General features: G+C 70.0%; 18 protein-coding genes and 2 pseudogenes. 10 read left to right on the plus strand and 10 right to left on the minus strand.

What is annotated here, in order from left to right; all coding sequences use genetic code 11:
- Positions 1-112 precede the first annotated feature (112 nt).
- From ACZ52R_RS06980 to yjfF, 5 genes are all read left to right on the plus strand, one after another.
- Positions 113-274, plus strand: coding sequence for a hypothetical protein (locus ACZ52R_RS06980; protein ID WP_465622808.1), 162 nt, complete (start codon positions 113-115; stop codon positions 272-274).
- 356 nt (positions 275-630) lie between these two features.
- A complete protein-coding gene (locus tag ACZ52R_RS06985; RefSeq protein ID WP_465622807.1) occupies positions 631-1,629 on the plus strand; it encodes an ABC transporter substrate-binding protein in 999 nt (332 codons plus the stop codon).
- Positions 1,630-1,685: 56 nt separating this feature from the next.
- Positions 1,686-3,236: a sugar ABC transporter ATP-binding protein gene (locus ACZ52R_RS06990; protein ID WP_465752997.1), complete on the plus strand. Its 1,551-nt coding sequence runs from the start codon at positions 1,686-1,688 to the stop codon at positions 3,234-3,236.
- Complete coding sequence (locus tag ACZ52R_RS06995; RefSeq protein ID WP_465753000.1) at positions 3,236-4,288, plus strand: ABC transporter permease; 1,053 nt, start codon at positions 3,236-3,238, stop codon at positions 4,286-4,288. Before ACZ52R_RS06990 ends, ACZ52R_RS06995 begins: the two co-directional genes overlap by 1 nt.
- Entirely contained in the window at positions 4,285-5,271 is a 987-nt protein-coding gene (gene yjfF / locus ACZ52R_RS07000; protein ID WP_465753002.1) for a galactofuranose ABC transporter, permease protein YjfF, read from the plus strand. The genes ACZ52R_RS06995 and yjfF overlap by 4 nt, the downstream gene beginning before the upstream one ends.
- A gap of 156 nt (positions 5,272-5,427) precedes the next feature.
- Here yjfF and ACZ52R_RS07005 read toward each other — a convergent pair whose 3' ends face one another.
- Complete coding sequence (locus ACZ52R_RS07005) at positions 5,428-5,607, minus strand: hypothetical protein (protein ID WP_465753004.1); 180 nt, start codon at positions 5,605-5,607, stop codon at positions 5,428-5,430.
- A 309-nt stretch (positions 5,608-5,916) separates the two neighbouring features.
- Here ACZ52R_RS07005 and ACZ52R_RS07010 point away from each other — a divergent pair, with 309 nt between their 5' ends.
- On the plus strand, positions 5,917-6,996 hold the full coding sequence (locus ACZ52R_RS07010) for a LacI family DNA-binding transcriptional regulator (protein ID WP_360501626.1): 1,080 nt from the start codon (positions 5,917-5,919) through the stop codon (positions 6,994-6,996).
- A 96-nt stretch (positions 6,997-7,092) separates the two neighbouring features.
- Here ACZ52R_RS07010 and mmsB read toward each other — a convergent pair whose 3' ends face one another.
- The 4 genes from mmsB to ACZ52R_RS07030 form a co-directional block, all read right to left on the minus strand.
- Entirely contained in the window at positions 7,093-8,337 is a 1,245-nt protein-coding gene (gene mmsB, locus ACZ52R_RS07015) for a multiple monosaccharide ABC transporter permease (protein ID WP_465622800.1), read from the minus strand.
- The gene (gene mmsA, locus ACZ52R_RS07020; protein ID WP_465622799.1) at positions 8,334-9,902 is read right to left on the minus strand and encodes a multiple monosaccharide ABC transporter ATP-binding protein; all 1,569 of its coding nucleotides are present in this window, start codon (positions 9,900-9,902) and stop codon (positions 8,334-8,336) included. Before mmsA ends, mmsB begins: the two co-directional genes overlap by 4 nt.
- 106 nt (positions 9,903-10,008) lie before the next feature.
- Positions 10,009-11,109: a multiple monosaccharide ABC transporter substrate-binding protein gene (gene chvE / locus ACZ52R_RS07025; RefSeq protein WP_360501618.1), complete on the minus strand. Its 1,101-nt coding sequence runs from the start codon at positions 11,107-11,109 to the stop codon at positions 10,009-10,011.
- A 623-nt stretch (positions 11,110-11,732) separates the two neighbouring features.
- Positions 11,733-13,175, minus strand: a complete 1,443-nt coding sequence (locus ACZ52R_RS07030) for a non-reducing end alpha-L-arabinofuranosidase family hydrolase (protein WP_465753006.1) — start codon at positions 13,173-13,175, stop codon at positions 11,733-11,735.
- A 599-nt stretch (positions 13,176-13,774) separates the two neighbouring features.
- On the opposite strand from ACZ52R_RS07030, the gene ACZ52R_RS07035 reads away from it, so the two are divergent.
- Complete coding sequence (locus ACZ52R_RS07035) at positions 13,775-16,501, plus strand: beta-L-arabinofuranosidase domain-containing protein (protein WP_465622796.1); 2,727 nt, start codon at positions 13,775-13,777, stop codon at positions 16,499-16,501.
- Between the two features lie 191 nt (positions 16,502-16,692).
- Here the strand turns inward: ACZ52R_RS07035 and ACZ52R_RS07040 are convergent, their stop codons facing one another.
- Entirely contained in the window at positions 16,693-17,169 is a 477-nt protein-coding gene (locus ACZ52R_RS07040; protein ID WP_465622795.1) for a hypothetical protein, read from the minus strand.
- 604 nt (positions 17,170-17,773) lie between these two features.
- On the opposite strand from ACZ52R_RS07040, the gene ACZ52R_RS07045 reads away from it, so the two are divergent.
- On the plus strand, positions 17,774-19,228 hold the full coding sequence (locus ACZ52R_RS07045) for a cytochrome P450 (RefSeq protein WP_465622793.1): 1,455 nt from the start codon (positions 17,774-17,776) through the stop codon (positions 19,226-19,228).
- A gap of 43 nt (positions 19,229-19,271) precedes the next feature.
- On the plus strand, positions 19,272-20,333 hold the full coding sequence (locus tag ACZ52R_RS07050; RefSeq protein WP_465622792.1) for a terpene synthase family protein: 1,062 nt from the start codon (positions 19,272-19,274) through the stop codon (positions 20,331-20,333).
- A gap of 31 nt (positions 20,334-20,364) precedes the next feature.
- On the opposite strand, the gene ACZ52R_RS07055 is transcribed toward ACZ52R_RS07050, so the two are convergent.
- Both ACZ52R_RS07055 and ACZ52R_RS07060 read right to left on the minus strand, forming a co-directional pair.
- Entirely contained in the window at positions 20,365-21,207 is an 843-nt protein-coding gene (locus ACZ52R_RS07055; protein ID WP_465622790.1) for an NAD(P)H-binding protein, read from the minus strand.
- Entirely contained in the window at positions 21,204-22,175 is a 972-nt protein-coding gene (locus tag ACZ52R_RS07060; RefSeq protein ID WP_465622788.1) for an alpha/beta hydrolase, read from the minus strand. The genes ACZ52R_RS07055 and ACZ52R_RS07060 overlap by 4 nt, the downstream gene beginning before the upstream one ends.
- Positions 22,176-22,285: 110 nt before the next feature.
- Here ACZ52R_RS07060 and ACZ52R_RS07065 point away from each other — a divergent pair, with 110 nt between their 5' ends.
- The gene (locus tag ACZ52R_RS07065) at positions 22,286-23,302 is read left to right on the plus strand and encodes an Lrp/AsnC family transcriptional regulator (protein WP_465622786.1); all 1,017 of its coding nucleotides are present in this window, start codon (positions 22,286-22,288) and stop codon (positions 23,300-23,302) included.
- Between the two features lie 100 nt (positions 23,303-23,402).
- Here the strand turns inward: ACZ52R_RS07065 and ACZ52R_RS07070 are convergent.
- Together ACZ52R_RS07070 and ACZ52R_RS07075 are read right to left on the minus strand one after the other, a co-directional pair.
- A pseudogene (locus ACZ52R_RS07070) lies at positions 23,403-23,675 on the minus strand (transposase); the annotation flags it as partial.
- Between the two features lie 17 nt (positions 23,676-23,692).
- Positions 23,693-24,232: pseudogene (locus ACZ52R_RS07075) on the minus strand (transposase); the annotation flags it as partial.
- Between the last annotated feature and the right edge of the window lie 14 nt (positions 24,233-24,246).

The raw sequence follows: 24,246 nt of genomic DNA on the forward strand, positions 1-24,246 counted from the left end.
CGGCAGCTTTCAAGGCGCGCCCCCGTGACCTGTCGGCGCGCTTTCTCGACGGTTCTTTGTCAGCGCCAACTGCCACATTGCCCGTAGACCCCACCGAGTACGGAGATCAAAGATGAGCTCCACCGGAGCCGCCGTCGGCGCGACCCGCTTCTCGTCCGAGGCGTCCGCGGAGCTGACCGGCAGAGCCGCCTGCCGCCGGTCGGCCTTCGGGACCGCTCCTGGTGACCCGCAGGGCGGGGTCCTGGCCAGGCAGTGGGGCCTCACGGTCAAATAGGCGACCGGCCGGGCCCGCTGCTCCGCACGGCTGCGGCCGCCCGGGACCGCCCGTTCCCCCGCTTCCACGGGCGACCCCGTGGCGGCCGCAGCCCCTCTCGGCGCCATCGGTGGGGAGCGGAAGATCCACTCACGTCGCACCCGTCCCGTCCGGCGCCCGCACGCTCGCCCGCCGCCCGAGCGGCGCGTACCCGCAGACACCGAGGATCGCCATTCGCGGCGGGGGCGGTGGCCGGCCTTCGAGGCCCGTCGACCGTGCCGGTCGGTGCCCGCCCCTCGGCCGCCCTCCGGGGCCGGAACATCACCGATCGCACTTCAGACAACGCTCACTGATCCGCCATCATCAAGGAGAGCACGATGTCCCGTTCCATCAGCAGAACCCTCGGCGCCGTCGCGGTCGCCGCCGCGCTGACCGTCTCGCTGGCCGCCTGCGACGGCAAGAAGGCCCCCGCGGGCTCCGCCGACGCGGGCGGTCAGCACAAGCTCGTCTTCGGCTTCTCGCAGGTCGGCGCCGAGAGCGGCTGGCGCTCCGCGAACACCAAGTCGATCCAGGACGCGGCGAAGGCGGCCGGCTTCGAGCTGAAGTTCTCGGACGCCCAGCAGAAGCAGGAGAACCAGATCGCCGCGATCCGGTCCTTCATCCAGCAGAAGGTGGACGTCATCGGCTTCTCGCCGGTGGTCACCACGGGCTGGGACACCGTCCTGAAGGAGGCCAAGGCGGCCGGCATCCCGGTCATCCTCACCGACCGGGCCGTCGACACCCAGGACAAGACGCTCTACAAGTCGTTCATCGGGTCGGACTTCGTCAAGGAGGGCACCAGCGCCGGGCAGTGGCTGGTGGACGCCGAGAAGAGCGCGCCCGGGCCGGTGAACATCGCCGAGCTCGAGGGCACCACCGGATCGGCCCCGGCGCTCGACCGGAAGAAGGGTTTCGAGGACGTCGTCCTCAAGGACCCGAAGTTCAAGATCATCGCCGACCAGACCGGTGACTTCACCCGCGCCAAGGGCAAGGAGGTCATGGAGGCCTTCCTCAAGGCGCACAAGGACATCAACATCCTCTTCGCGCACAACGACGACATGGCCGTCGGCGCCATCCAGGCCATCGAGGAGGCCGGCCTCAAGCCGGGCACGGACATCAAGATCGTCTCGATCGACGGCATCAAGGACGCCTTCCAGGCGATGGCCGACGGCAAGATCGAGGAGGTCGTCGAGTGCAACCCGCTGATCGGCCCGCAGATCATGGACCTGGTCCAGAAGATCCACGACAAGCAGGACGTGTCCGACCGGGTCCTCTCCAAGGAGGGCGTCTTCACCAAGGACCAGGCCGCCGCCGAGCTCCCCAACCGCCAGTACTGACCACCCCGCCGGGGCCCGCACCGGGCCCCGGCCACCAGGCGAGGAGAGGAGCAACCATGCCGGCGCCACAGTCCGCCAGCCCGGTCCTCGAAATGACCGGTATCAGCAAGGAGTTCGCCGGATTCCAGGCTCTGACCGGCGTCGACCTCCGGCTATTCGCCGGCGAGGTGCACGCCCTGATGGGCGAGAACGGCGCCGGGAAGTCGACCCTGATCAAGGTACTCACCGGCGTCCACACCGCGGAGGCCGGTGAGATCGTCCTCGCCGACGCGCCGGTCCGTTTCGGCGGCCCGCTGCAGGCACAGGGAGCCGGAGTCAGCACCGTCTACCAGGAGGTGAACCTCTGCCCGAACCTCTCGGTCGCGGAGAACCTCTTCCTCGGACGTGAACCGCGCCGCCTCGGCGGCATCCACTGGTCCGCCCTGCGCCGCAAGGCGGCCGAGCTGCTGCGCAGCCTGGACCTCGACATCGACGTACGGGCCGAAGTCGGCACCCTGCCACTCGCGTTGCAGCAGATGGTCGCCATCGCCCGAGCCGTGGACACCGAGGACGGCGGCGTCGGCGGGCTGAAGGTCCTGATCCTGGACGAGCCCACCTCCAGCCTCGACCGCGACGAGGTCGCGCGGCTCTTCACGGTCATCCGCCGGCTGCGCGAGGAGGGCGTGGCGATCCTCTTCGTCACGCACTTCCTCGACCAGGTCTACGAGGTCTGCGACCGGATCACCGTCCTGCGCGACGGGCAGCTGGTGGGGGAGTACCTGACTGCCGAGCTGCCCCAACTGGAGCTGGTCGCGGCGATGCTGGGCCAGGAACTCGGCGAGCTGGAGGTCTCCGACCACCAGCGGACGGGCCGGGAGTCCGGTGCGGCCGGCGAGCCGTACGTGGCCGCGCACGGCCTCGGGCGCAAGGGCGCGGTGGAGCCGTTCGACCTGGCCCTGCACCCGGGAGAGGTGGTCGGCCTGGCCGGCCTGCTCGGCGCCGGGCGCTCCGAGGCCGCCCGGCTGATCGCGGGGGCCGACCACGCGGACACCGGCAAGATCTCCGTCGCCGGACAGAGCGTCAGCCTGCGCAGCCCGCGGGCCGCGATCCGGCACGGCATCGCGTTCTGCTCCGAGAACCGCCGCACGGAGGGCATCGTCCCGGACCTCACCGTCCGCGAGAACATCCTGCTCGCCCTGCAGGCTTCCCGCGGCTGGACCAGGCCGCTGCCGACCCGCCGGGCCGACGAACTGGTCGACAAGTGGATCAAGGCGCTGCACGTCCATCCGGCCGACCCCTCGGCCCTGGTCCGCAACCTCAGCGGCGGCAACCAGCAGAAGGTCCTGCTCGCGCGCTGGCTGATCACCGAACCCAAGCTGCTGATCCTGGACGAGCCCACCCGTGGCATCGACATCGGCGCCAAGACCGAGATCCAGAAGCTGGTCGCCTCGCTGGCCGAGGACGGCATGGCAGTCCTCTACATCTCCGCCGAACTCGAAGAGGTCCTGCGCCTCTCCGACACCGTCGGCGTGCTGCGCGACCACGAGCTCGTGGCGACGCTCCCCAACACTCCCGAACTCACCCTGGACCGGCTCATGGAGACCATCGCGAGCGGAGGTGCCCACTGATGAGGCAACTCCTAGGCCACCGACTGTTCTGGCCGGTGGCCCTGCTGGCCGCACTGCTCGTCACCAACGTGATCTACTCGCCGGACTTCCTCAGCATCCGGGTCCGTGACGGCCACCTCTACGGCAGCCTGATCGACATCCTGCGCCTCGGCTCGCCGCTGCTGCTGGTCGCCCTCGGGATGACGCTGGTCATCGCCACCGGCGGCATCGACCTCTCGGTCGGCGCCCTGGTGGCCATCTCCGGAGCCGTCGCCTGCCTGAACATCAGTCACCTGACGAACCAGAAGGACAGTGGGGCGGTCGTGCTGGCCGTGCTGCTCGCGCTGGCGGTCTGCGTCGCCCTCGGGATCTGGAACGGCCTGCTGGTGGCGGGAGCCGGGATGCAGCCGATCATCGCCACCCTGGTGCTGATGGTCGCCGGGCGCGGTGTCGCCCAGATGATCACCGGCGGACAGATCATCACCGTCAACAGCGAGCCGTACCACCTGATCGGCGGCGGCTACGAACTCGGCCTGCCGCTCTCGGTCCTGATCGCGGCGGCAGTGCTGGTACTGACCGGTCTCACGGTTCGACGCAGCGCGCTCGGCCTGCTGCTGGAGTCGGTCGGCGGAAACCGCGAGGCCAGCCGGCTGGTCGGCATCCGGGCGCGGGGCCTCACGGTCACGGTGTACGCCTTCTGCGCCCTGTGCGCGGCCGGCGCCGGGCTGATGATCAGCTCCAACGTCGCGTCGGCGGACGGCAACAACGCCGGTCTGTGGATCGAGCTCGACGCCATCCTGGCCGTCGTGATCGGCGGGACCTCGCTCTCCGGGGGCCGCTTCCACCTCGGCGGAACGGCCGTCGGAGCGCTCGTCATCCAGACCCTCTCCACGACCGTCTACACGATCGGCGTGCCGCCGGAGACCACCCTGGTGTTCAAGGCCCTGGTGGTCACCGCAGTGTGCCTGCTGCAGTCCCCGGCCTTCCGCGCCAAGGTGCTCCCCGGCCGGGCCCGCCGCCGTGCCGCTGTCGTCGAAGCCAAGCCAGGGAAGAAGGAGGCCACGGCGGCATGAGTACGACGTCCCTGCGGGAGTTCGCCGCACAGCGCCGGGGCTACCTCCCGGTCCTCGCCACCACCGCGCTCTTCGCGCTCACTCTGGAGGCCGGCAACTACCGCTACTACGGCTTCCTCTCCGGCCAGGTCCTGGCCAACCTCTTCGTCGACAACGCCCACCTGCTGGTGATCGCCGTCGGCATGACCTTCGTGATCCTGACCGGCGGGATCGACCTCTCGGTCGGCGCGGTCGGGGCGCTCAGCACCATGCTCTGTGCCGACCTGGTCGAACGTCAGGGCTGGCCACCGCTGTTGGTGATCCCGCTGGTCCTGGTGGTCGGCGGGCTGTTCGGCGCCGGGATGGGGTACGCCATCCACCACTTCGAAGTGCAGCCGTTCATCGCCACGTTGGCGGGCATGTTCTTCGCCCGGGGCCTCTGCTACCTGATCAGCACCGACTCCATCCCGATCTCCGACCACCTGTTCACCACCCTGGCGCAGAGCCATCTGACGCTGCCCGGCGGGGTGTTCGTCTCGTGGTCGGTGGTGATCGCCGTGTCGGTGGTGGCGGCCGCGTTCGTCGTGCTGCACTACACCCGGTTCGGCAGGGCGGTGTACGCCGTCGGCGGCAACCCGCAGTCGGCGCTGCTCATGGGCGTGCCAGTCGGACGGACCGTCATCCGGGCCTACACCGTCAGCGGGCTCTGCTCCGCGCTCGGCGGCGTGCTCTTCACGCTGTACACCCTGTCGGGCTACAGCCTGCACCTGGTCGGCACCGAACTGGACGCCATCGCGGCCGTGGTGATCGGCGGGACGCTGCTCACCGGCGGTTCGGGATACGTCCTGGGCACGGTGCTGGGCGTCCTGGTGCTCGGCGTGATCCAGACCGTCATCACCTTCGAGGGCACGCTCAGCTCCTGGTGGACGAAGATCGCGGTCGGCACGCTGCTCTTCGTCTTCGTCCTGCTGCAGCGCATCATGACGGCCCGCCGCCGCTCCTGACGGACGGCGGCGGGCTCAACGGGGGACCACGCACGGGGGACCAGCAAGAAAACACCACCAGCACCACCACCACCGGTGCCATGGCGCCCGCAGGACCGGCGCCATGGCACCTTCCCTTTGCCACCCACCAGCAAGGGATCCCCATGCGCCACCGGATCAGAATCCGGGGAACGCGCACACCGCGACACTCGGGTCGGGCGCGACCCACACCGTCGGCCAGGTCGGCTCGCACAGCCTGGGCCTGACCGGATCCTCCACCGCCGACGCGGACATCGCCGCACCCGTGGTGGACACCTCGAAGTCGTTCTCGGTGTCCGCCTGGGTGAAGCTCGACAACTCAAGGCGCTGAAGCCCTCGTCCATCCGGTTGGACTGCTCGAGTACCCGGAGTGGTGCGAGGACCGGGCTCGGCAGCTCCGTCACCCGCGCCTTCCCGCCGTACTCGGTCACCGTCCTCACCGTCGGCTGACGACCGGCCGCGCCTCCGCACACCCACCCGGTGCGGAGGCGCGGCGTGTCGTCGGCCGCTGCGAGCTGTGACGGTTGCCTGGCCGGCGGCGCCGGTGCCGGGGCGCCAACCGGAGCGCGCCCGCGCTCTCGGTAGGCTCGTGAGAGTGATCCACAAACTCAGGACGGAGCGGAGATCATGAGCACCGCCGCAGGTCGACAGGGCAGGTCGGAGGAGGCCGCTGCCGCCGGGCCCCGCCAGCCGGTGATGGCCGACGTCGCGGCGCTGGCCGGAGTCTCGCACCAGACCGTCTCCCGGGTTCTCAACGATCACCCGAACGTACGCCCGGCCACCCGCGACCGCGTGCTCTCGGCGATCCGGGAGCTGGGCTACCGCCCGAACTCGGCAGCCCGCACGCTGGTCACCCGGAAGTCGAACATGCTCGGCGTGGTGAGCTTCGACACCACGCTGTTCGGCCCGGCCTCGATGCTCTACGGCATCGAGCGGGCCGCTCGCGCGGCGGGCTACTACATCAGCATCGTCTCGCCGCGCGCACTGGACGCCCGATCGGTGCAGGAGGCCGTCGACCGCCTGCGCGACCAGGGCGTCGAGGGCATCGTGCTGATCGCGCCCCAGACCTCCGCGGCGGACCCGCTGGCCCACATCTCGGTGAGCGTCCCGGTCGTTCGCCTCGGTACGTCCGGCCAGGTCCGGGTGCCCACGGTGGCCGCGGACAACATCGCAGGCGCCAGGGCGGCGACGCGGTTCCTGCTCGATCTCGGGCACCGCACGGTGCACCACGTCTCGGGCCCACCGAGCTGGCTGGAGGCCCGGCACCGCGCCGAGAGCTGGTCCGCCACGCTCGCCGATGCCGGCGTGGCCGCACCCCGCCCGCTGCCCGGCGACTGGAGCTCCCGTTCGGGGTACGAGGCCGGCCGGCAGCTGGCAGCGGACCCGGACGTCACGGCGGTGTTCTGCGCGAACGACCACATGGCGCTCGGCCTGCTCTGGGCGCTGCACGAGGCGGGCCGCCGGGTGCCCGAGGACATCAGCGTGGTCGGTTTCGACGACATCCCGGAGGCGTCCTATCTGGTGCCGCCGCTGACCACGGTCCGCCAGGACTTCGGCGGGCTCGGCCGACGCGGGCTCGAGCTCCTCGTCGCCCAGCTCGACGACACCCCGGACAACCGCTCGGGCGCACCCGGCAGCGTCCTGGTGGCCCCGGAGATGGTGGTCCGCCTGAGCACCGCGCCCGCACCCGCTCGCAGCCGGGCGTAGTCCGGACAGCCCGGCGCCCGCACCCGGCCCTGCCCGCGCACGGCACTGTGCCCGCCCCTCACGCGAGAGGCGGGCACAGTGCCGTGCGGGGAGGGTTCAGGATCCGCTCTTGCGCTTGTTCCAGACGTCGAAACCGACGGCGGCCAGCAGCACCAGACCCTTGATGACCTGCTGGTAGTCGGTACCGATGCCCACCAGCGACATGCCGTTGTTCAGCACACCCAGCACCAGGCCACCGACGATCGCACCGAACACCGTGCCGACACCGCCGCTGGCCGAGGCCCCGCCGATGAACGCGGCCGCGATCGCCTCCAGCTCGAAGTTGATACCGGCGTTCGGCGTTCCCGCGTTCAACCGGGCCGCGTAGACCATGCCCGCCAGCGCCGCGAGGACGCCCATGTTGACGAAGACCAGGAAGACGACGCGCTTGCTCTTCACACCCGACAGCTTCGCCGCCGCCTGGTTGCCGCCGATGGCGTACGTGTGCCGGCCCAGGATGGAGTTGCGCATCAGGTAGCCGAACGCCACCAGCAGCACGCCCAGGATCAGCAGCACGATCGGAAAGCCGTGGTAGCTCGCGAGCAGCAGGGTGAAGACGACGACGGCGGCGGTGATCGCCGCGCACTTCGCCAGGAAGAGCCCGACCGGCAGCGGCTCCAGGCCGTGGCGCTGCGCCTGGCGGCGGCCGCGCACCTCCTGCAGCAGGGAGACGGCCAGCACGGCCAGGCCGAGCAGCAGAGTCAGGTTGTGGTAGTTGGTCTGCGGACCGACCTCGGGCAGGAACCCACTGCTGATCTTCTGGAAGCCCTTCGGGAACGGCGCCACCGACTGGCCCTGGAGCAGGATCTGCGTGCCGCCCCGGAAGAGCAGCATCCCGGCCAGCGTGACGATGAACGACGGTATGCCGATGTACGCGATCCAGAAGCCCTGCCAGGCGCCGGCCGCCGCGCCGATGAGCAGTGCCGCTACCAGGGCCACCGGCCAGGAGATGTGGTCCTTGGCCATCATCACCGCGGCCGCCGCGCCGACGAACGCCGCCAGCGAGCCGACCGAGAGGTCGATGTGCCCGGTGATGATGACGATCATCATGCCGATCGCCAGGATCAGGATGTAGCTGTTCTGCTGGATCAGGTTGGTGACATTGAGCGGCTTGAGCAGGATGCCGTCGGTCCAGAACTGGAACAGCACCACGATCAGGGCGAGGGCGACCAGCATGCCGTACTGGCGGAGGTTGCCGCGCACGGCCTGCACCAGCAGGCCGAGCGTGCCGGGGGTGCCGTCGCCCGGGGCCGGCGCGGTGGGCGCGGGGCGCAGGCTTTCTTCGGTCTTCACGTCGCTCATTCGGTAGTTCCCTGCTCGATGTCGGGCGCCTTGCCCCTGGTCATGAGGCGCATGAGTGATTCCTGTGTGGCGTCCGCCCGCTGGACCTCGCCGGTCAGCCGGCCCTCGGCCATGGTGTAGACGCGGTCGCACATGCCGAGGAGCTCGGGCAGTTCGGAGGAGATCATCAGGATCGCCTTGCCCTGCGCCGCCAACTCACCGATGACCGTGTAGATCTCGTGCTTCGCGCCGACGTCGATGCCCCGGGTGGGCTCGTCGAGAATCAGCACCTCGGGCGCCGAGAAGATCCACTTGCTCAGCACCACCTTCTGCTGGTTGCCGCCGCTGAGCTTGCCGGTGGCCGCGAAGATCGACGGGGCCTTGATGTTCATGCTCTTGCGGTAGGACTCGGCGACCCGGGACTCCGCGTACTCGTCGACGATCCCGCGCTTCGAGACCTTGCCCAGCGCGCTGAGCGAGATGTTCCGGCCGATGCTGTCCATCAGGTTCAGCCCGAAGTGCTTGCGGTCCTCGGTGACGTACGCGAGGCCGTGCTTGATCGCCTCGGGGACGGTCCGGGTGCGGATCTCCTTGCCGTTCAGCTCGACCCGGCCGCCGGCGTACCGGCCGTACGAGCGCCCGAAGACGCTCATCGCCAACTCGGTCCGGCCGGCGCCCATCAGGCCTGCGATGCCGGCGATCTCGCCGCGCCGCACGTTGATCGAGACACCGTCGACCACCTTGCGGTGCTGGTCGATCGGGTGGAACACCGTCCAGTCGTCGATCGCGAAGGCGATCTCCCCCGCGTCCTCGCCCGTGTACGGCTCGCGCTCGGGGAAGCGGTGGTCGAGGTCGCGGCCGACCATCCCACGGATGATCCGGTCCTCGGCGATGCCCTCCTCGCCGACCTGGATGGTCTCGATGGTCCGGCCGTCGCGCAGGATGGTGACGGCGTCGGCGACCCGCGCGATCTCGTTGAGCTTGTGCGAGATGATGATGCAGGAGATGCCCTGCGCCTTGAACTCGAGGATCAGGTCGAGGAGCTTGCGGCTGTCCTCGTCGTTGAGCGCGGCGGTGGGCTCGTCCAGGATGAGCAGCTTGACCTGCTTGGCGAGTGCCTTGGCGATCTCCACCAGCTGCTGCTTGCCCACGCCGATGTCGGCGACCCTGGTCTGCGGGTGCTCGGGCAGGCCGACCCGCGCGAGCAACTCCTTCGCATGGCCGAGAGCCCGGTTCCAGTCGATGATCCCCCGGCGGGAGTGCTCGTTGCCGAGGAAGATGTTCTCGGCGATCGAGAGGTAGGGGACCAGGGCGAGTTCCTGGTGGATGATGACGATTCCGCGGTGTTCGCTCGCCCTGATGTCCTTGAAGGCGCAGGGCTCGCCCTCGAAGAGGATCTCCCCGTCGTAGGACCCGTGCGGGTGGACGCCGCTGAGGACCTTCATCAGGGTCGACTTACCGGCGCCGTTCTCGCCGCAGATGGCGTGCACCTCACCCGGCGCGACGGTGAGGTTCACGTCCGAGAGGGCCTTGACGCCGGGGAAGGACTTGCTGATCGAACGCATCTCGAGGACGGGTCCGGCCATGTGGTGCATCCGTTCGCTTGGGGGCGGGGCCGGCAGCGGGATCGGTCGGGGCGGTCCGCCGCCGGCTCCGCCGGCTCGGGGTATGGCCCGGGTTCGGGCCGACAGGCTACTTGAGCTGGTCGGCGGTGTAGTAGCCGCCGTCCACCAGCACCTTCTGGTAGTTCGCCTTGTCGACGCTCACCGGGTCGAGCAGGTAGGCCGGCACGACCTTGACGCCGTTGTTGTACTGCTTCTCGTCGTTGACCTCGGGCTTGCCACCGGTCAGCACGGCGTTGGCCATCTGCACCGTGACCTTGGCCAGCTCACGGGTGTCCTTGTAGACGGTCTCGGTCTGCTCACCCGCGATGATCGACTTCACCGAGGCCAGCTCGGCGTCCTGGCCGGTCACGATCGGCAGTGCCTTGCCGGTACCGCCGTAGCCGACGCCCTTGAGCGAGGACAGGATGCCGATCGAGATGCCGTCGTACGGCGAGAGGACGGCGTCCACGTGCGCGGAGGTGTACGACTTGCTCAGCAGGTTGTCCATCCGGGACTGCGCGACCCCGCCGTCCCAGCGCTGCGTGGCGACCTGGTTGAACTCGGTCTGGCCACTCTGGACCACCAGCTTCTTCGAGTCGATGTACGGCTTGAGCACGCTCATCGCGCCGTTGAAGAAGAAGCCCGCGTTGTTGTCGTCCGGCGAGCCGGCGAAGAGCTCGATGTTGAACGGGCCCTTGCCGTCCTTCAGCCCGAGCTGGTCGGCGATGTAGGTGGCCTGCAGGACGCCGACCTTGAAGTTGTCGAAGGTCGCGTAGTAGTCGACGTTCTTGGTGCCACGGATCAGGCGGTCGTACGAGATCACCGGGATCTTCGCGTCGGCGGCCTTCTGCAGCACGTCGGTGAGTGCCGCACCGTCGATCGCCGCGACCACCAGGAGCTTGTCGCCCTTGGTGATCATGTTCTCGAGCTGCGAGACCTGGTTCTCGACGACGTTGTCGCCGTACTGGAGGTCCGTCTTGTAGCCCTGGGCCTGGAACTGCTTGACCATGTTGTTGCCGTCGTTGATCCAGCGCTCCGACGACTTGGTCGGCATCGCGATGCCGATGGTGCCGCCCTTGGCGTCGGCACTCTTGGCGGCACCGTCGCCGACGCCGTTGCTGCTCTGCCCGCAGGCCGACAGCGTCAGGGCGAGTGCCGCCGTGGCGAGTCCCGCTATTGCCTTACGCACAGTTCCTCCAGTGGTGCGCCGAATGCTGCCGAGCCAGCTGCTCTCGGGTTACGTTGCCTGAGTGTTAACGCTAACAACAGGCACGTCAAGAGACCGGTTTCGAACCGTTACCCCGATGTGTCGGAGTGGTTTCCCGGGCTGTGCTGTCGGCCTCGTCGACCACTCGACGAGCCGCCCGAGTTCGACAGTCGGCAGGCCCAAGGGCGGGCTCAACGTGGGGGTTGACCTGGGAAGAATGGGCGTGAGGTGCCGCCGGGGGGGTGTGCGTCCACGGCTCCGTGAGGGATAAGGCCTGGTCAGGGGCTGTTCCTGGGCCTGGAGGCCGCTCATCTTCGGCCATCGGCACGGTAGCGCCGCTGGTGTTGCCGGGCCAGGTCCGGCAGCGGACCGGGACGCCCTCGCGGGTGATCGCCAGTCCGATAAAAGGGGACAGAGCCGTCGGTTGGACGGGCCCCACGAAGGAGAGGAACCCCAGCCGACGCGCGGCTGGGGTTCCTCAGGGCGGTGAGTATCGGTCAGCAGGTGGAGTCACCCACGCCGTGAACCGCTCGTCCACGCGTCGGCGGACCGCACCGCATCGCGATCACTGTGGATCGGGGCGGGTCAGCGGTGCAGGGTGCGGGTCAGCGCTGCAGGGTGAGGACGCCCGGCCGGTACGGCAGTTGCAGGTAGGTGGTGTTCGTCGGGGTGTTGGGGGCGTAGCCCTGGTAGAGGAACTGCAGGTTGCAGGGATCGATGGTCATGGTCTGGTCGGGGTTGTTGCGGACCAGGTCACCGTGGCTGATGTCGTTGGTCCAGGTGGCGCCGCTGTTGGCCTTGCCGGCGAAGGGGTTGCTCTCGGTGCCGGCCTGCGGGGTCCACGCGCCGCTGAGGCTGGAGGCCGTGAACGAGCGGAAGTAGCGCTGCTCAGTGGCACCCCGAGCCTCGACGATCATGAGGTACTGGTTCTGGCCCTGGACCTTGTAGACCTGCGGCGCCTCGAACAGGTTCTTCGCCGTGTCGCTCATGACCGTCGTGTAGGTGGAGCCGAAGTTGCCCGGGAAGTTCCCGATCGGCATGCTCGCCCGGTAGATGCTGCCGTTGTCACCGGCGAAGAACAGGTAGATGTTCTGGTCGTCGGCGATCAGCGTCGGGTCGATCGGGCTGCCGGTGACGCCGGTGGGGAAGCTGCCGGTGAACAGCGCCTGCGGCGCGGACCAGCCGTTGGGGTTGGTGGGGTTGCTGGACGTGCGGTAGGTGAAGGGCCAGGCGGTACCCCACCCCAGTGAGGCGAGCACCCAGACGTTCTTGGGAGCGAAGTAGAACACCTGGGGCGCCACCGCGGACTGGCTCATCCCGGTCTGGCCGGCCGACGCCATGTCCGACCAGTTCGTGAAGGGGCTGAACCCCATCGAGCCCCACGACGATCCGTCAGAGGTCGTCGCGTAGACCAGGTGCTTGCCGTTGTACGTCGTGGTGGTGAAGTCCTTCAGCGCGACCGCCCCGTTCGTCGGCTGTGCCAACGGACCAGTCGAGGTCCACCGGTATGTCGACGGAAGAGAGCATGTGCTGCCCGTCCCGGACAGGCCGGTCCACTTCTGGTTGCCGGCGCCGGTGCAGTTCCAGAGCTGCACCGCCGTGCCGTTGGCCGTGCCGGCGCCCGAGACGTCCAGGCACAGCCCGGATTCCACGCCGACGATCGTGCCGTCGGAGTTCACCCGCCACTGCTGGTTCGCGGCGCCGCTACAGGACCAGATCTCCACCCGGGTACCGGCCGTGGTGGCGTGGCCCGGGACATCCAGGCACTTGTTGCCGTACATGGTCAGCTGGTTGCTGTCCGTCGACGTCCACTGCTGGTTGGTCCCGCCAGTGCAGTCCCAGATCTGCAGGAACGTGCCGTCGGTCTGGCCGGCGCCCGGGACGTCGAGACACCGACCGGAACCCGTACCGCGCACGGCGCCGGCGGTGGCCGCCTGAGCCGGGCCGGCGACGAGCATCGCGGCCAGTGCGGCCAATGCCGCCAGGACCGCAACCGCGGCGGCGAGCGCCGCAGGCGGACGTCTGCGGTTGAAACCAGGACTGTGCATGGGGGGCCTCGTCATCCTTGAGCAAGCGGCTCGGGTGGGGGAGGGAGACGGCTGCGAAGTGTTAGCGCTAACAAAATGCTGGCAGCAGAACAGCGGTGGAGTGAGGGTGAGTTCCACGTTTATAGACCCGGCGCCCCGATCGTGTCCAGGGATGTGCGAGCGCCCGACATCGACCGGCACGTCTCGGTCGACTCGCCGTCCGTCCGGATCGATGGTCGGAGCTGAGGGTCGAGACCGGTGACGAGTGGCGCGCGCGTTTCACGGATGCGAGTGCGGTCCGCATCCCGGTGGCGATCGGTCGGTCGCCTTCCGGTACGACGGGTCGGCGAGAACGTCTCGACCGCTCACCGACAAAAGTATTGACACGCAAATTGTGAGCGTTAACACTCATGTCATCAGGCGGATGCCGCCCCGAAATCCAGGGCCGGTGACGCATGCCCACGCACAGGGATACGGCTGCGTCCCCCCACAGGCCATGACGGCCGGGGAAGGCAGCGAACGTGACGCGACCCGCTCGAAGGGACCCGCGTCGCCGTCAGCACTCCCGCACTGCCACCGGCCCCAGTCCCCGACGTCTTCCACGGACCAAGGAGTTCGCCATGCCGGCTCATCCCTTCAGCCGCCGCACCGTGATCAAGGCGACGAGCGCTGTGGCCGTGGCCGTAGCTGCCGACCCTGTCCTCAGCCCCGTCTCCGCCGCGGCGCAGACATCCCCGGTCAGGTCGGACGTCGGAGTGTCGACGGTGCCGTTCGACCTGGGTCAGGTCACGCTCACCAGCAGTCGATGGCTCGACAACCAGAACCGCACCCTGGCCTACCTCCGCTTCGTCGACGTCGACCGCCTGCTGTACAACTTCCGCGCCAACCACCGGCTCTCCACCAACGCCGCAGCCCCGACCGGAGGCTGGGACGACCCGGCGTTCCCCTTCCGCACTCACGTGCAGGGCCACTTCCTCTCGGCGTGGGCCCAGGCCCACGCCGCACTCGGGGACACCACCTGCCGTGACAAGGCCGACCAGATGGTGGCCGAACTCGCCAAATGCCAGGCCAACAACTCCGCCGCGGGCTTCTCCGCCGGCTATCTCTCGGGCTTCCCCGAGGCCGACTTCGCCGGCCTCGAAGCAGGCAAGCTGAGCAACGGCAACGTCCCCTACTACTGCATCCACAAGACCATGGCCGGTCTGCTCGACGTGTGGCGCCTGATCGGCAACACGCAGGCCCGCGACGTGCTCCTCGCGCTCGCCGACTGGGTCGACCGACGCACCGCTCCGCTCGGCTACAGCACGATGCAGTCGTTGATGGGCACCGAGTTCGGCGGCATGAACGAGGTGCTGGCCGACATCTACCAACAGACCGGCGACGCACGCTGGCTGACCTGCGCCCAGCGGTTCGACCATGCCGCGGTCTTCGACCCGCTCGCCGCGAACCGGGACCAGCTCGACGGCCTGCACGCCAACACGCAGGTGCCCAAGTGGATCGGAGCCGTCCGCGAGTACAAGGCCACCGGCACGACCCGCTACCGCGACATCGCCGCCAACGCCTGGACGTTCACCACCGGTTCGCACACCTATGCCATCGGCGGCAACAGCCAGGCGGAGCACTTCCGGGCCGCGAACGCCATCTCCGGCTACCTCGTCCCCGACACCTGCGAACTCTGCAACTCCTACAACATGCTCAAGCTGACCCGGGAACTGTGGCAGCTGACCCCCGACCGGGCGTCGTACTTCGACTTCTACGAGAAGGCGCTGCTCAACCACGTCATCGGCGCCCAGAACCCGGCCGACCCGCACGGACACATCACCTACTTCACGTCCCTCAACCCGGGCGCCCGGCGCGGCAAGGGGCCGGCTTGGGGCGGCGGCACCTGGAGCACCGACTACGGCACGTTCTGGTGCTGCCAGGGAACGGGCATGGAGTCCAACACCAAGCTGATGGACTCCATCTACTTCCACGACGGCACCACCCTCACGGTGAACCTGTTCCTCCCCTCCGTCCTGGACTGGACCCAGCGAGGCATCACCGTCACCCAGACCACCTCGTACCCGGCCGACGACACCACGACGCTCAAGGTCACCGGCAGCGTCGGCGGGACCTGGTCGATGCGCGTCCGCATCCCCGGATGGACCTCCGGCGCCACCATCAGCGTCAACGGCGTCGCCCAGGCCGTCACGGCCACCCCGGGCACCTACGCCACCCTCACCCGGTCCTGGGCCTCCGGCGACACCGTCACCGTGAAGCTCCCCATGCGGGTGGCCCTCCAGGCCGCCAACGACAATCCCGGTGTCGCCGCGATCACCTACGGCCCCGTCGTCCTGGCCGGCAACTACGGCAGCACCGCGCTGTCCTCCCTCCCGGCCCTGGACCCGTCCTCGATCACCCGGACCAGCAGTACCGCCCTCACCTTCACGGCCACCGCCGACGGAGCGACGGTCGGTCTCGCCCCGTTCCACGACGCCCAGGGCTTCAACTACACCGCCTACTGGCGGACCGACAGCTCCGCCGGCTTCCGTCTCGTCAACGCGGCCAGCGGACTCGTCCTCGGCATCCGGAACATGTCCACCGCGGACGGGGGCCTCGCCCTGCAGTGGCCCGACACGGGCACCGCCGACCACAACTGGGTCCTCACCGTCGACGGCACCGCACTGCGGCTGCGCAACGTCAACAGCGGCAAGGTCCTCGGCGTGCAGGACATGTCCACCGCCGACAACGCCCCGATCCTCCAGTGGGCCGACACCGGCACCGCCGACCACCGGTGGACCGTCGTCGACGCCGGCAACGGCTACCACAAGTTCCAGAACGCCAACAGCGGCAAGCTGCTCGGTATCGAAGGCGGCTCCACCGCCAACGGCGCCGCAGCCGTACAACTGCCCGACAGCGGCGCCGCAGCCGGCCAGTGGCAGTTCGTCCCCGACGGTGCCAGGCGCATCCAGAACGTCGCCAGCGGGCGGGTCCTCGGTGTGCAGGGCATGTCCACCGCCGACGGCGGCCTCGCCATCCAGTGGGACGACAACGGCACCGCCGACCACCTCTGGACGGCCGTCGTCGACACCGGCGGCTACCTGCGCCTGCGCAACGCCAACAGCGGCAAGGTCCTCGCCGTGGAGAACGGCGGCACCGCCAACGGCGCCCGGATCGTCCAGTGGGCGGATGGCGGCGCCGCCGACCACCGGTGGCGCCTGCGCCACGGCGGCGGTGACACCTTCAGGATCCAGTGCGCCAACAGCGGCCGCGTCCTCGGCGTCTCCGGTGGCTCCACCGCCCAGGGCGCCCAGACCGTCCTCTGGGACGACAACGGCACCAGCGACCACCTGTGGCGATTCATCTGACCCGGCGCCGAGCCCGCTGATCACCACAGGCCGATCGCGGAGACATGGAGGAAACCTTCCCTCTCCACCCCGCCGATCTCCGGCGGGCCCCGGCCCTGGGGCCCGCCGAAGCCCCATCCCGCGGGCGACGCTGATCGGATGTCTGCTCACGGCTGGTCCACTGCGAGCACTGGCCCCACCCGAGGTCGGTGTCAGTACACGAGGATGTCCCAGTGGTTGCCCTCGTTGCAGTACAGGTTGCCCGATGCGGCCTTCCACTGCGGGTAGCCGTCGCCCCGGTAGCCGATGTAGGTGAAGCTGTTCTGGATGTAACCGTCGATGCAGGAACTGCGGGAGATGTCGACCTTGTAGCCGTTGTAGTGGCTGTAGGTGCCGGAGGCGTGGCCCACCTCGGTCCCGCCCGTGATGTTGATGGCGCAGCCGCTGGCCCGCTTGAGGGTGATGACGGCGCTCACCGTGCCCGAGTTGATCTGCTCGAACGAGGTACAGGCGGGGTTGGACCTGGTGGTGCAGCCCCCACTGGAGCTCCACGTGATGCCGGCGTTGCTGAACTGACTGGCGGCCGCCGACTGCGACAGCTTGGTACCGCTGGCGCCGGCCGTGGGCGCCGAGACGGCGAGGCCGGCCGCGGTCAGGGCGACGACGGTGGCTGCGGTGCGTGGCTTCATCTGCATCTCCCGGTGAGGATGGTGTGCCTGCGACGACTCCTGCCCTCCTGCCCTCCTGCCGCGCCTCGGCGGGAGGACGGTAAGCCCGGCGCCGGGCCCACGGAACCGGCTCGGACGGCGGGGTCGTACGCAGTGCTGTGACGCGGCAGTGCGCCGGCGCGAGGGCCGACCTATCCGTCCGGCACCCCCGCCCGCGGTTCCCCGGGGAACGAGGGGCGGGCTTCGGGCGCCGGCATCGCACCAGGATGGCCCATCGTTGTCTATGCGAGTAGACGTCGGTCTGTGAATTTCGCGTGACGGGGAGCGGCCTTCAGTTCGTCGAAACGCATCACGGGGCGCACCGCACGATCACCACTGGAGCAGCGCCTTCCGGCCCGCGCCGCCGGGGACGCGGCCCGCGAGGTGCAGGGCGACGCCGCTGAGGGCCCCGGGAGCAAATGTTCCTGACAGCATGCGTCACACCGGCCGAAATCCGTCCCAAGACATATTTTCGGATCGGTTCCGGCCTTCTCAACTCCCGACGCCGAGTGCCAGATTGACTGCCCCAGGAAGCCGGGCGCCCCCGCCGGCCTCCGGACTTCCGCCCTGCGTCGAACGGGGAGACATGACGGCACCCACCGCAACCACCACCACCGCCCACCGCGCCGCGCGGGCGGCCGGCGCCCTCCCGCTGCTCGGACACGTCCCGGCCCTCTTCCGCAATCCGCTGCCGTTCCTGCGCTCGCTCGCCGACCAGGGCGATCTGGTGGAGCTCCGGCTCGGACCGCAGCGCGCGATGATGGTCTGCACCCCCGACCTGTTCCACCACGTCCTCACCGACACCCGGCACTTCGACAAGGGCGGCCCGCTCTTCGACAAACTGCGCTGGTTCCTGGGCGACGGGCTGGGCTCCACACCCCACGACGTGCATCGCCGGCAGCGCCGGCAACTCCAGCCCGCCTTCCGGCCGGACGCCTTCACCCGCTACCTGCCGGTGATGCTGGAGGAGATCCACGCCACCGCGGGCGGCTGGCCGGACGGCCGGGTGATCGAAGTCGAGGAGCACGCCTATCAGTTGATCGCCAGGATCATCACCCGGACGATGTTCTCCGCGGACGGCCCCTCCGCCGCGGTGGCCCGGATCGCCGCCGTCTACCCGGACTTCCACCAGGGCATCGGCCGGCAGATGCGCTCCCCGTCCCGGCTGCTCGACCGGCTGCCGACGCGGGCCAACCGCCGTTTCCGCCAGGCCTGCCGCACCGTGGACGAGGTGGTCGACGGCGCGATCGAGGACCGCCGGCGCGGTAGCGGTCGCGGCAGCGGCAGCGGCAGCGGCAGCGGCGATGACAGCGATCACGACCTGCTCACGCTGATGGTCGAGGAGGGCCTGACCGACCGCGAGATGCGCGACCAGGTCGTCACCATGCTCACCGGCGGCATCGGCACCTCGGCCTCGGCGCTCGGCTGGGCCCTGCACTTCCTCTCCCGGGACGAGGAACTGGCCGACGCCGTCGCCCAGGAGGCACGCGCCGTCCTCCCCGCCCAGACCCTCCCGAACGACACCGACACCGACGCCGACCCCGCCGTCACACCCCCCGGCGTCACGCCCCCCGGCGTCACCCTGGCGGACGTCACGCGCCTGGACCTCGCCCGCCGCGTGGTGGCGGAGACGCTCCGCTTCTACCCGTCCGCCTGGTTCTACAGCCGCACCGTCACCGAGCCCGTCGAGCTGGCCGGCGAACGCCTCCGCCCGGGCACCGCCGTCCTGCTCTCCCCCTACCTCCTCCACCACCGCCCCGACCTCTACCCCGACCCCGAACGCTTCGACGTCGACCGCTGGTCGCCCGCCCGCCAGGCCGAACTCCCGCGCCAGGCCTACGTTCCGTTCGGCACCGGCTCCCGCAAGTGCATCGGTGACGTCTACTCCCTGACCGAACTCACCCTGGCCGTCGCGGTCATCACCTCCCGGTGGCGGCTGGAACCGCTGCCGGGACCACTGCCCGCGCACCTGGTCGAGCCCCGCCCGTGGACGGTGATCCACCCGGCCCCGCTGCGCCTACGGCTGCACAGGCGCCCGTGAAACCGCACCGGAACGAACCGGCCGGAAGGAGACCGACACCCGCATGACGACCCCCCGAACCGTCCCCCTCGACCTGCGACTGCTGCCCGACCCCGACCACGTCCTGTACCGGCTGCCTCCCCGGATGTCCCCGCACCGGGAGGAGTTGGAGCGGCTCATCCTGGAGTGGGCCGACCGCTACGGCCTGGTCGACGGACCGCGCGCCCGCCGACGGCTCGCCGACACCCACCTGGGCGAGCTCATCGCCCGCTGCTACCCGCACCTGCGCGCCGAGCGACTCTCGCCGCTCGCCGGTTGGTTCACCTGGGCCTTCGTCATCGACGACCTGTACGACGGCTGCGCCTCCGCGGAGGCCGCCGACCACACCCGCGCCACCCTGCGGATGCTCGCGGCCCTCTCGCTCCGTTCCGCCGAACCGTCACCGGCCGGGGACGCACCGCCGCTCGTGGACGAACTCGCCGAGGTGTGGCGGCGCCTCGCCGGGCGGCAGAGCATCCAGTGGCAGCTGCGCTTCATCACCCACATGGGGCAGTTCCTGGACGCCTTCCGCTACGAGGCGGTCAACCGCGAACACCGGCACGTCCCCGCCGTCAGCGGCTACACCCAGCTGCGCCGCGCCTCCGGCGGCATCACCCCCTCACTGGACCTGCTGGAGTACGCGGCCGGCCTGGAAGTACCCGCCCTGCTCCACGAGTCCGAGCAGCTGCGCACGATGGTCAACAAGGCCTCCGACGTCGTCGTCTGGGTCAACGACGTCCTCTCCCTGCAGAAGGAACTCGTCGTGGGGGAAGTCACCAACGGCGTGCTCGCGGTGAGCCGGGAACTCCGCTGCGGCATCCAGGATGCCATCGACCACGTGTACCGCAAGGTCGCCCGCGACATCGAGGTCTTCCTGCACGCCGAGGAGTCGCTCACCACCCTCTGCGGCAGCTGGCACGGCCTGCCGGAGGCCGACCGGGCCGCCGTCGGCACCTTCACCGACGGCATGAAGGCCTGGATGCGTGGCAACCTGGAATGGGGGATCAACTCCCGCCGCTACGTGGACATCGACACCCTCCGCCTCACCCGTGACCCGGATCTGCTCGGTGGGCGGACCCCGGCCTGACGCTCACCCGTGAGCCCCCCTCATGACAGCCTCAGCTGCGGAAGGCGGCCGCGTGGTCGGCGGCCCAGGTGGCGAAGGTCCGGGCGGGGCGTCCCAGGAGCTGGGCAACGGTGTCCGTCGTCGGGCCCGGTTCGTCCAGGCATGCGGCCGCGTAGCCGATCAGCCGGTCGGGTACGTCCTCGGGCAGCCCCTGGGCGAGCAGCGCCCGGCGCAGCTCCTGGGGGGAGATCTCCTCGAACGACAGCTCCCTGCCGATGGCCTCGCCGATGAGCCGGGCCTTGTCGCGCTGGGTGAGCGACTCCGGCCCGGTGATCGCGTACGCGCGGCCCGCGTGGGCGGCGTCCAGCAGCGCCCGGACGGCGATCTCGGCGATGTCCCGCTGGTGGATGGGGGAGGTGGCCGCATCGCCGTACACGCCCCGAGCGGTGCCGGTCGCGCGGATCTGCGGCGCCCAGGCCAGGGCGTTGGCGGCGAAGTCGGCGCACCGCAGGAACGTCCACGGCAACCCGGAGGCTCTGACTGCGGCCTCGACCTGCTCGAACTCCTCGGCGAAGCGCCGGTACCCGCCGCCGTACTCGACGGTGACCGCCGACAACACCACCACGCGCCGCACGCCGCGCTCGGCCGCGAGCGCCAGCAGCTCGGCGCTCGCGCCGCCGACGGCACGCGGACTGAGCAGGAGAGCCTCCACACCGTCCAGCGCCGACGCCAGCGACCGCGGCGTGGACGGATCCCCGACGATCGGCCGGACACCGTCGGCGAACCCGCCGGCGGCCGGATCACGGGTGACTGCCGCCGCCTCGGCTCCCTCCGCCACCAGCAGTCTCAGTACGTCGCGACCGACGGTTCCGGTCGCACCGGTGACCATGATCATGTGCTTTCTCCTGTCCGGACTGGTGTTGCCAGATGCTTCTGCAGGAACGCGATCTGCGCCTCGACGGCCTGTTCGTGTGCTTCCAGGAACGGGGCGTAGTGGCGGCCGGGCAGCCGGACCACCTCGGACGCCGGCGCGTTCCGGGCCGCCCGGACGGCGGGGCCGGGGAGCACGCTCCGGTCCTGGTCGCAGACGACCACCAGCAGCGGGCACCGTATCCGGGAGGCGTGGCGGCCGGGCCGGTACCCGCCGACCTGGAGGGCGATCCGTGCGGCGACCGTCTGGTCCCAGTTCGTATGGCGACGCTCGGGGTCGAGGGCCCGGTCGCCGTCCATCGCGTCGGGTGTGGTGAGCGAGGCGACGGCGCCGCGCGGTCCGGCGGCGGGGACCAGCAGCGGCGCCCGCCCGAGCAGGCCCCCGAGCGCGTCCGCGACACCGCGCCCGAAGAGCCGCAGCAGCGCGAGGGGCGTCATGGAGCGCAGCGCGTGGGGAGCGACCGCGAGGCCGTCGACCAGCGGGGTCTGGGCGATCGCGCCGGCCAGTCGCGGGTGGTCGGCCGCGACGCGGAAGATGTGGCCGCCCGCGAGCGAGAAGCCCCAGAGCGAGATCCGGTCCGGGTCGACGTCGGGCAGCGCGGCGGCGTACTCGATCGCGGCGTGCCAGTCGGCGATCTGCTCGTCGAGGCGGACGATCTGACGCGGCGTGCCCCCGCTCTCTCCGAACCGTCGGTGGTCGAAGGCGAGGACCGCGAAGCCGGCCTCGTTGAACCGGGCGGCGAACAGGTCCGAGGCCGGTTCCTTCGTCACCGCGGTTCCGCCGGCCATGATCACGCAGCCGCCGTTGGACCCCGGGTAGTGCCAGGCGGCGCACGCGGTGTCGCCGCTGGCGAAGCGTACTTTCTCCCGTTGCCTGGGCTCCTGTTGCTTGGGCTCCCGTTGCTTGGAGTCCTGTTCCTTGGACACGGGCATGTGGACCTCCGTGGTGGATCCGTCGTTCTCGGAGCGGATGACCTCCATGGTTGGGGCGTCGTCCCCGGAACGGGCGCCGCGAGGCCACGGGATGAGCGAAACTTTCCTTCATGGCGCGCGAATCGACGAATTCCGTACTGAGCCTCCCGGATCAGCGGCTGGTGGCCGCGCTGCAGTGGGACGGCCGCCTCACCGCGGAGCGGGCGGCCAAGGTGCTGGGGCTCAGCCCCGCCACCGTCCGCCGCCGACTGCACGCGCTCGGCGCCGACGGCACCGTGCGCGTGGTGATCTCACCGGTGGCCCGACCGCGCAACGGGGGCTCGGCCGGGGCCCTGTTCCTGCGCATCCGGGTCCTGCGGGGAAAGCTCGACACGATCGTGGCCGCGCTCGCGGCGCGCGAGGACATCCCCTTCATCGACGTCACCACGTCGGGTGACGAGATCTTCGCGGTCGCCCGCACCGAGCCGGGCTCACGCGACCAGTTGGTCTTCCGCCGACTGCCCTCCACCCAGGCGGTGACGTCCCTGGAGAGCGCCACGATCCTGCACGTCTTCCGGCTCACCTCCGAGTGGCGCCACCAGGTGCTGACGGTGTCCGAACGCGAGGCTCTCAGCCCGGGCGAGCCGGTCCCCGGGGCGGCCGGTACCGGATCCCCGGGCCCGTACGGCGTCGACACCGATGCCCTGGAACAGGAGCTCATCGACGCCCTCATCCTCGACGCGCGCCTGCCCGCGGTGGCCGTGGCCGAGCGCACCGGCCACCCGGAGAGCACGGTGCGGCGACGCCTCGCCCAGATGGCCGCCCAGGGCCGACTGATCACCCAGGTGCTGGTCGACCCCCGCCGCCTCGGGCTGCCCATCGAAGCCAAGTTCCTGCTGCGGGTGGCGCCGGACCATCTGGCCGCCGCCGGCCGGGCGCTGGCCGACCACCCCGCGGTGCACGGCGCCTTCGCCACCTCGGGACCTTCGAACCTCCACGCGGCCGCGTACTTCCCGGACCTGACGACCCTCTACGGCTTCCTCTCCAGCGACCTGGTCGGCCTGGGCATCACCCATGTCGAGACGGCCATCGTCAGCCACGCCGCCAAACGCACTCCCATGCCGCTCCGACCGGCCTTGTCGAGGTGAGGGCAGAACGAGCGGTCGACGTGGGACGCCGGCTGCCGCTTCGACCCCGAGAAGCCCGAACACCGCTGGGTTACTCAGGTTGAACTCGCGATGTCGGTGGTCACGGTGGGGCAAGGGCCAGCCCGGTCCCAGTCAGGCAGCCGTCAATGAGGTGCGGGCGGAACTGGACCTTCCGTAACCCTCGTCTGACCGTCCGCACCAGGTGCTCCGGGTCGGCGAACGCGACGTTGGCCAGGAACCCCCGCCGCAGCAGCGACCAGATCCCCTCGACCGGGTTGAGATCGGGGGCATACGCCGGCAGTTGGTAGACGGTCAGCCAGTCCTGGTTCGCCTGGATGAACGCCTGCATCGGCGGCATCAGGTGGGTGTTCAGGATGCCCCTATGGTTCGTCAAACTGCCGAAGGAGTGACCGGACTCGCAGAAGGCCGGATGTGCCGGTAGAGCTCTCGGGCGACGTAGCGCTTCAGACAGCGGATGATCTCACGCCTGGACATGCCCTCGGCGGTGCGCCGTTGCAGGTAGGCCTGGGTGCGTTCATCCCAGCGCGGGCGGGACTGGACGATGCGGTAGAGGGCGGCGTTGGCCTGCCGGTGACCGCCGCGGTTCAGCCGTCGCCGCTGGGTCTTCCCGGAGGATTGCTCGACTGGGCTGACCCCGCACAATGCGGCGAACGACGCCTCGTCCGTGAGCCGGTCCGGGTTGTCACCCGCGGCGGAGAGGAGGACCGCGGCACTGTCGGGGCCGACGCCGACGAGCTTCAGGAGCTGGGGCCGGCTGGACCGGACAGCTGCGGTCATTCGCCGGGTCAACTCCTTGATCTCCTGACCAAGGTTCTGGATCCGGCGGGCGAGCAGGCGCATCGTGAAGACGGCCTCACCTCGATCCTCGCCCAGTGCCACGCAGGTGGCGACCAGCGCCGGATTGGTCACCGACAGATCCTAAA

The organism is Kitasatospora sp. NPDC034023 (genome assembly GCF_055575795.1).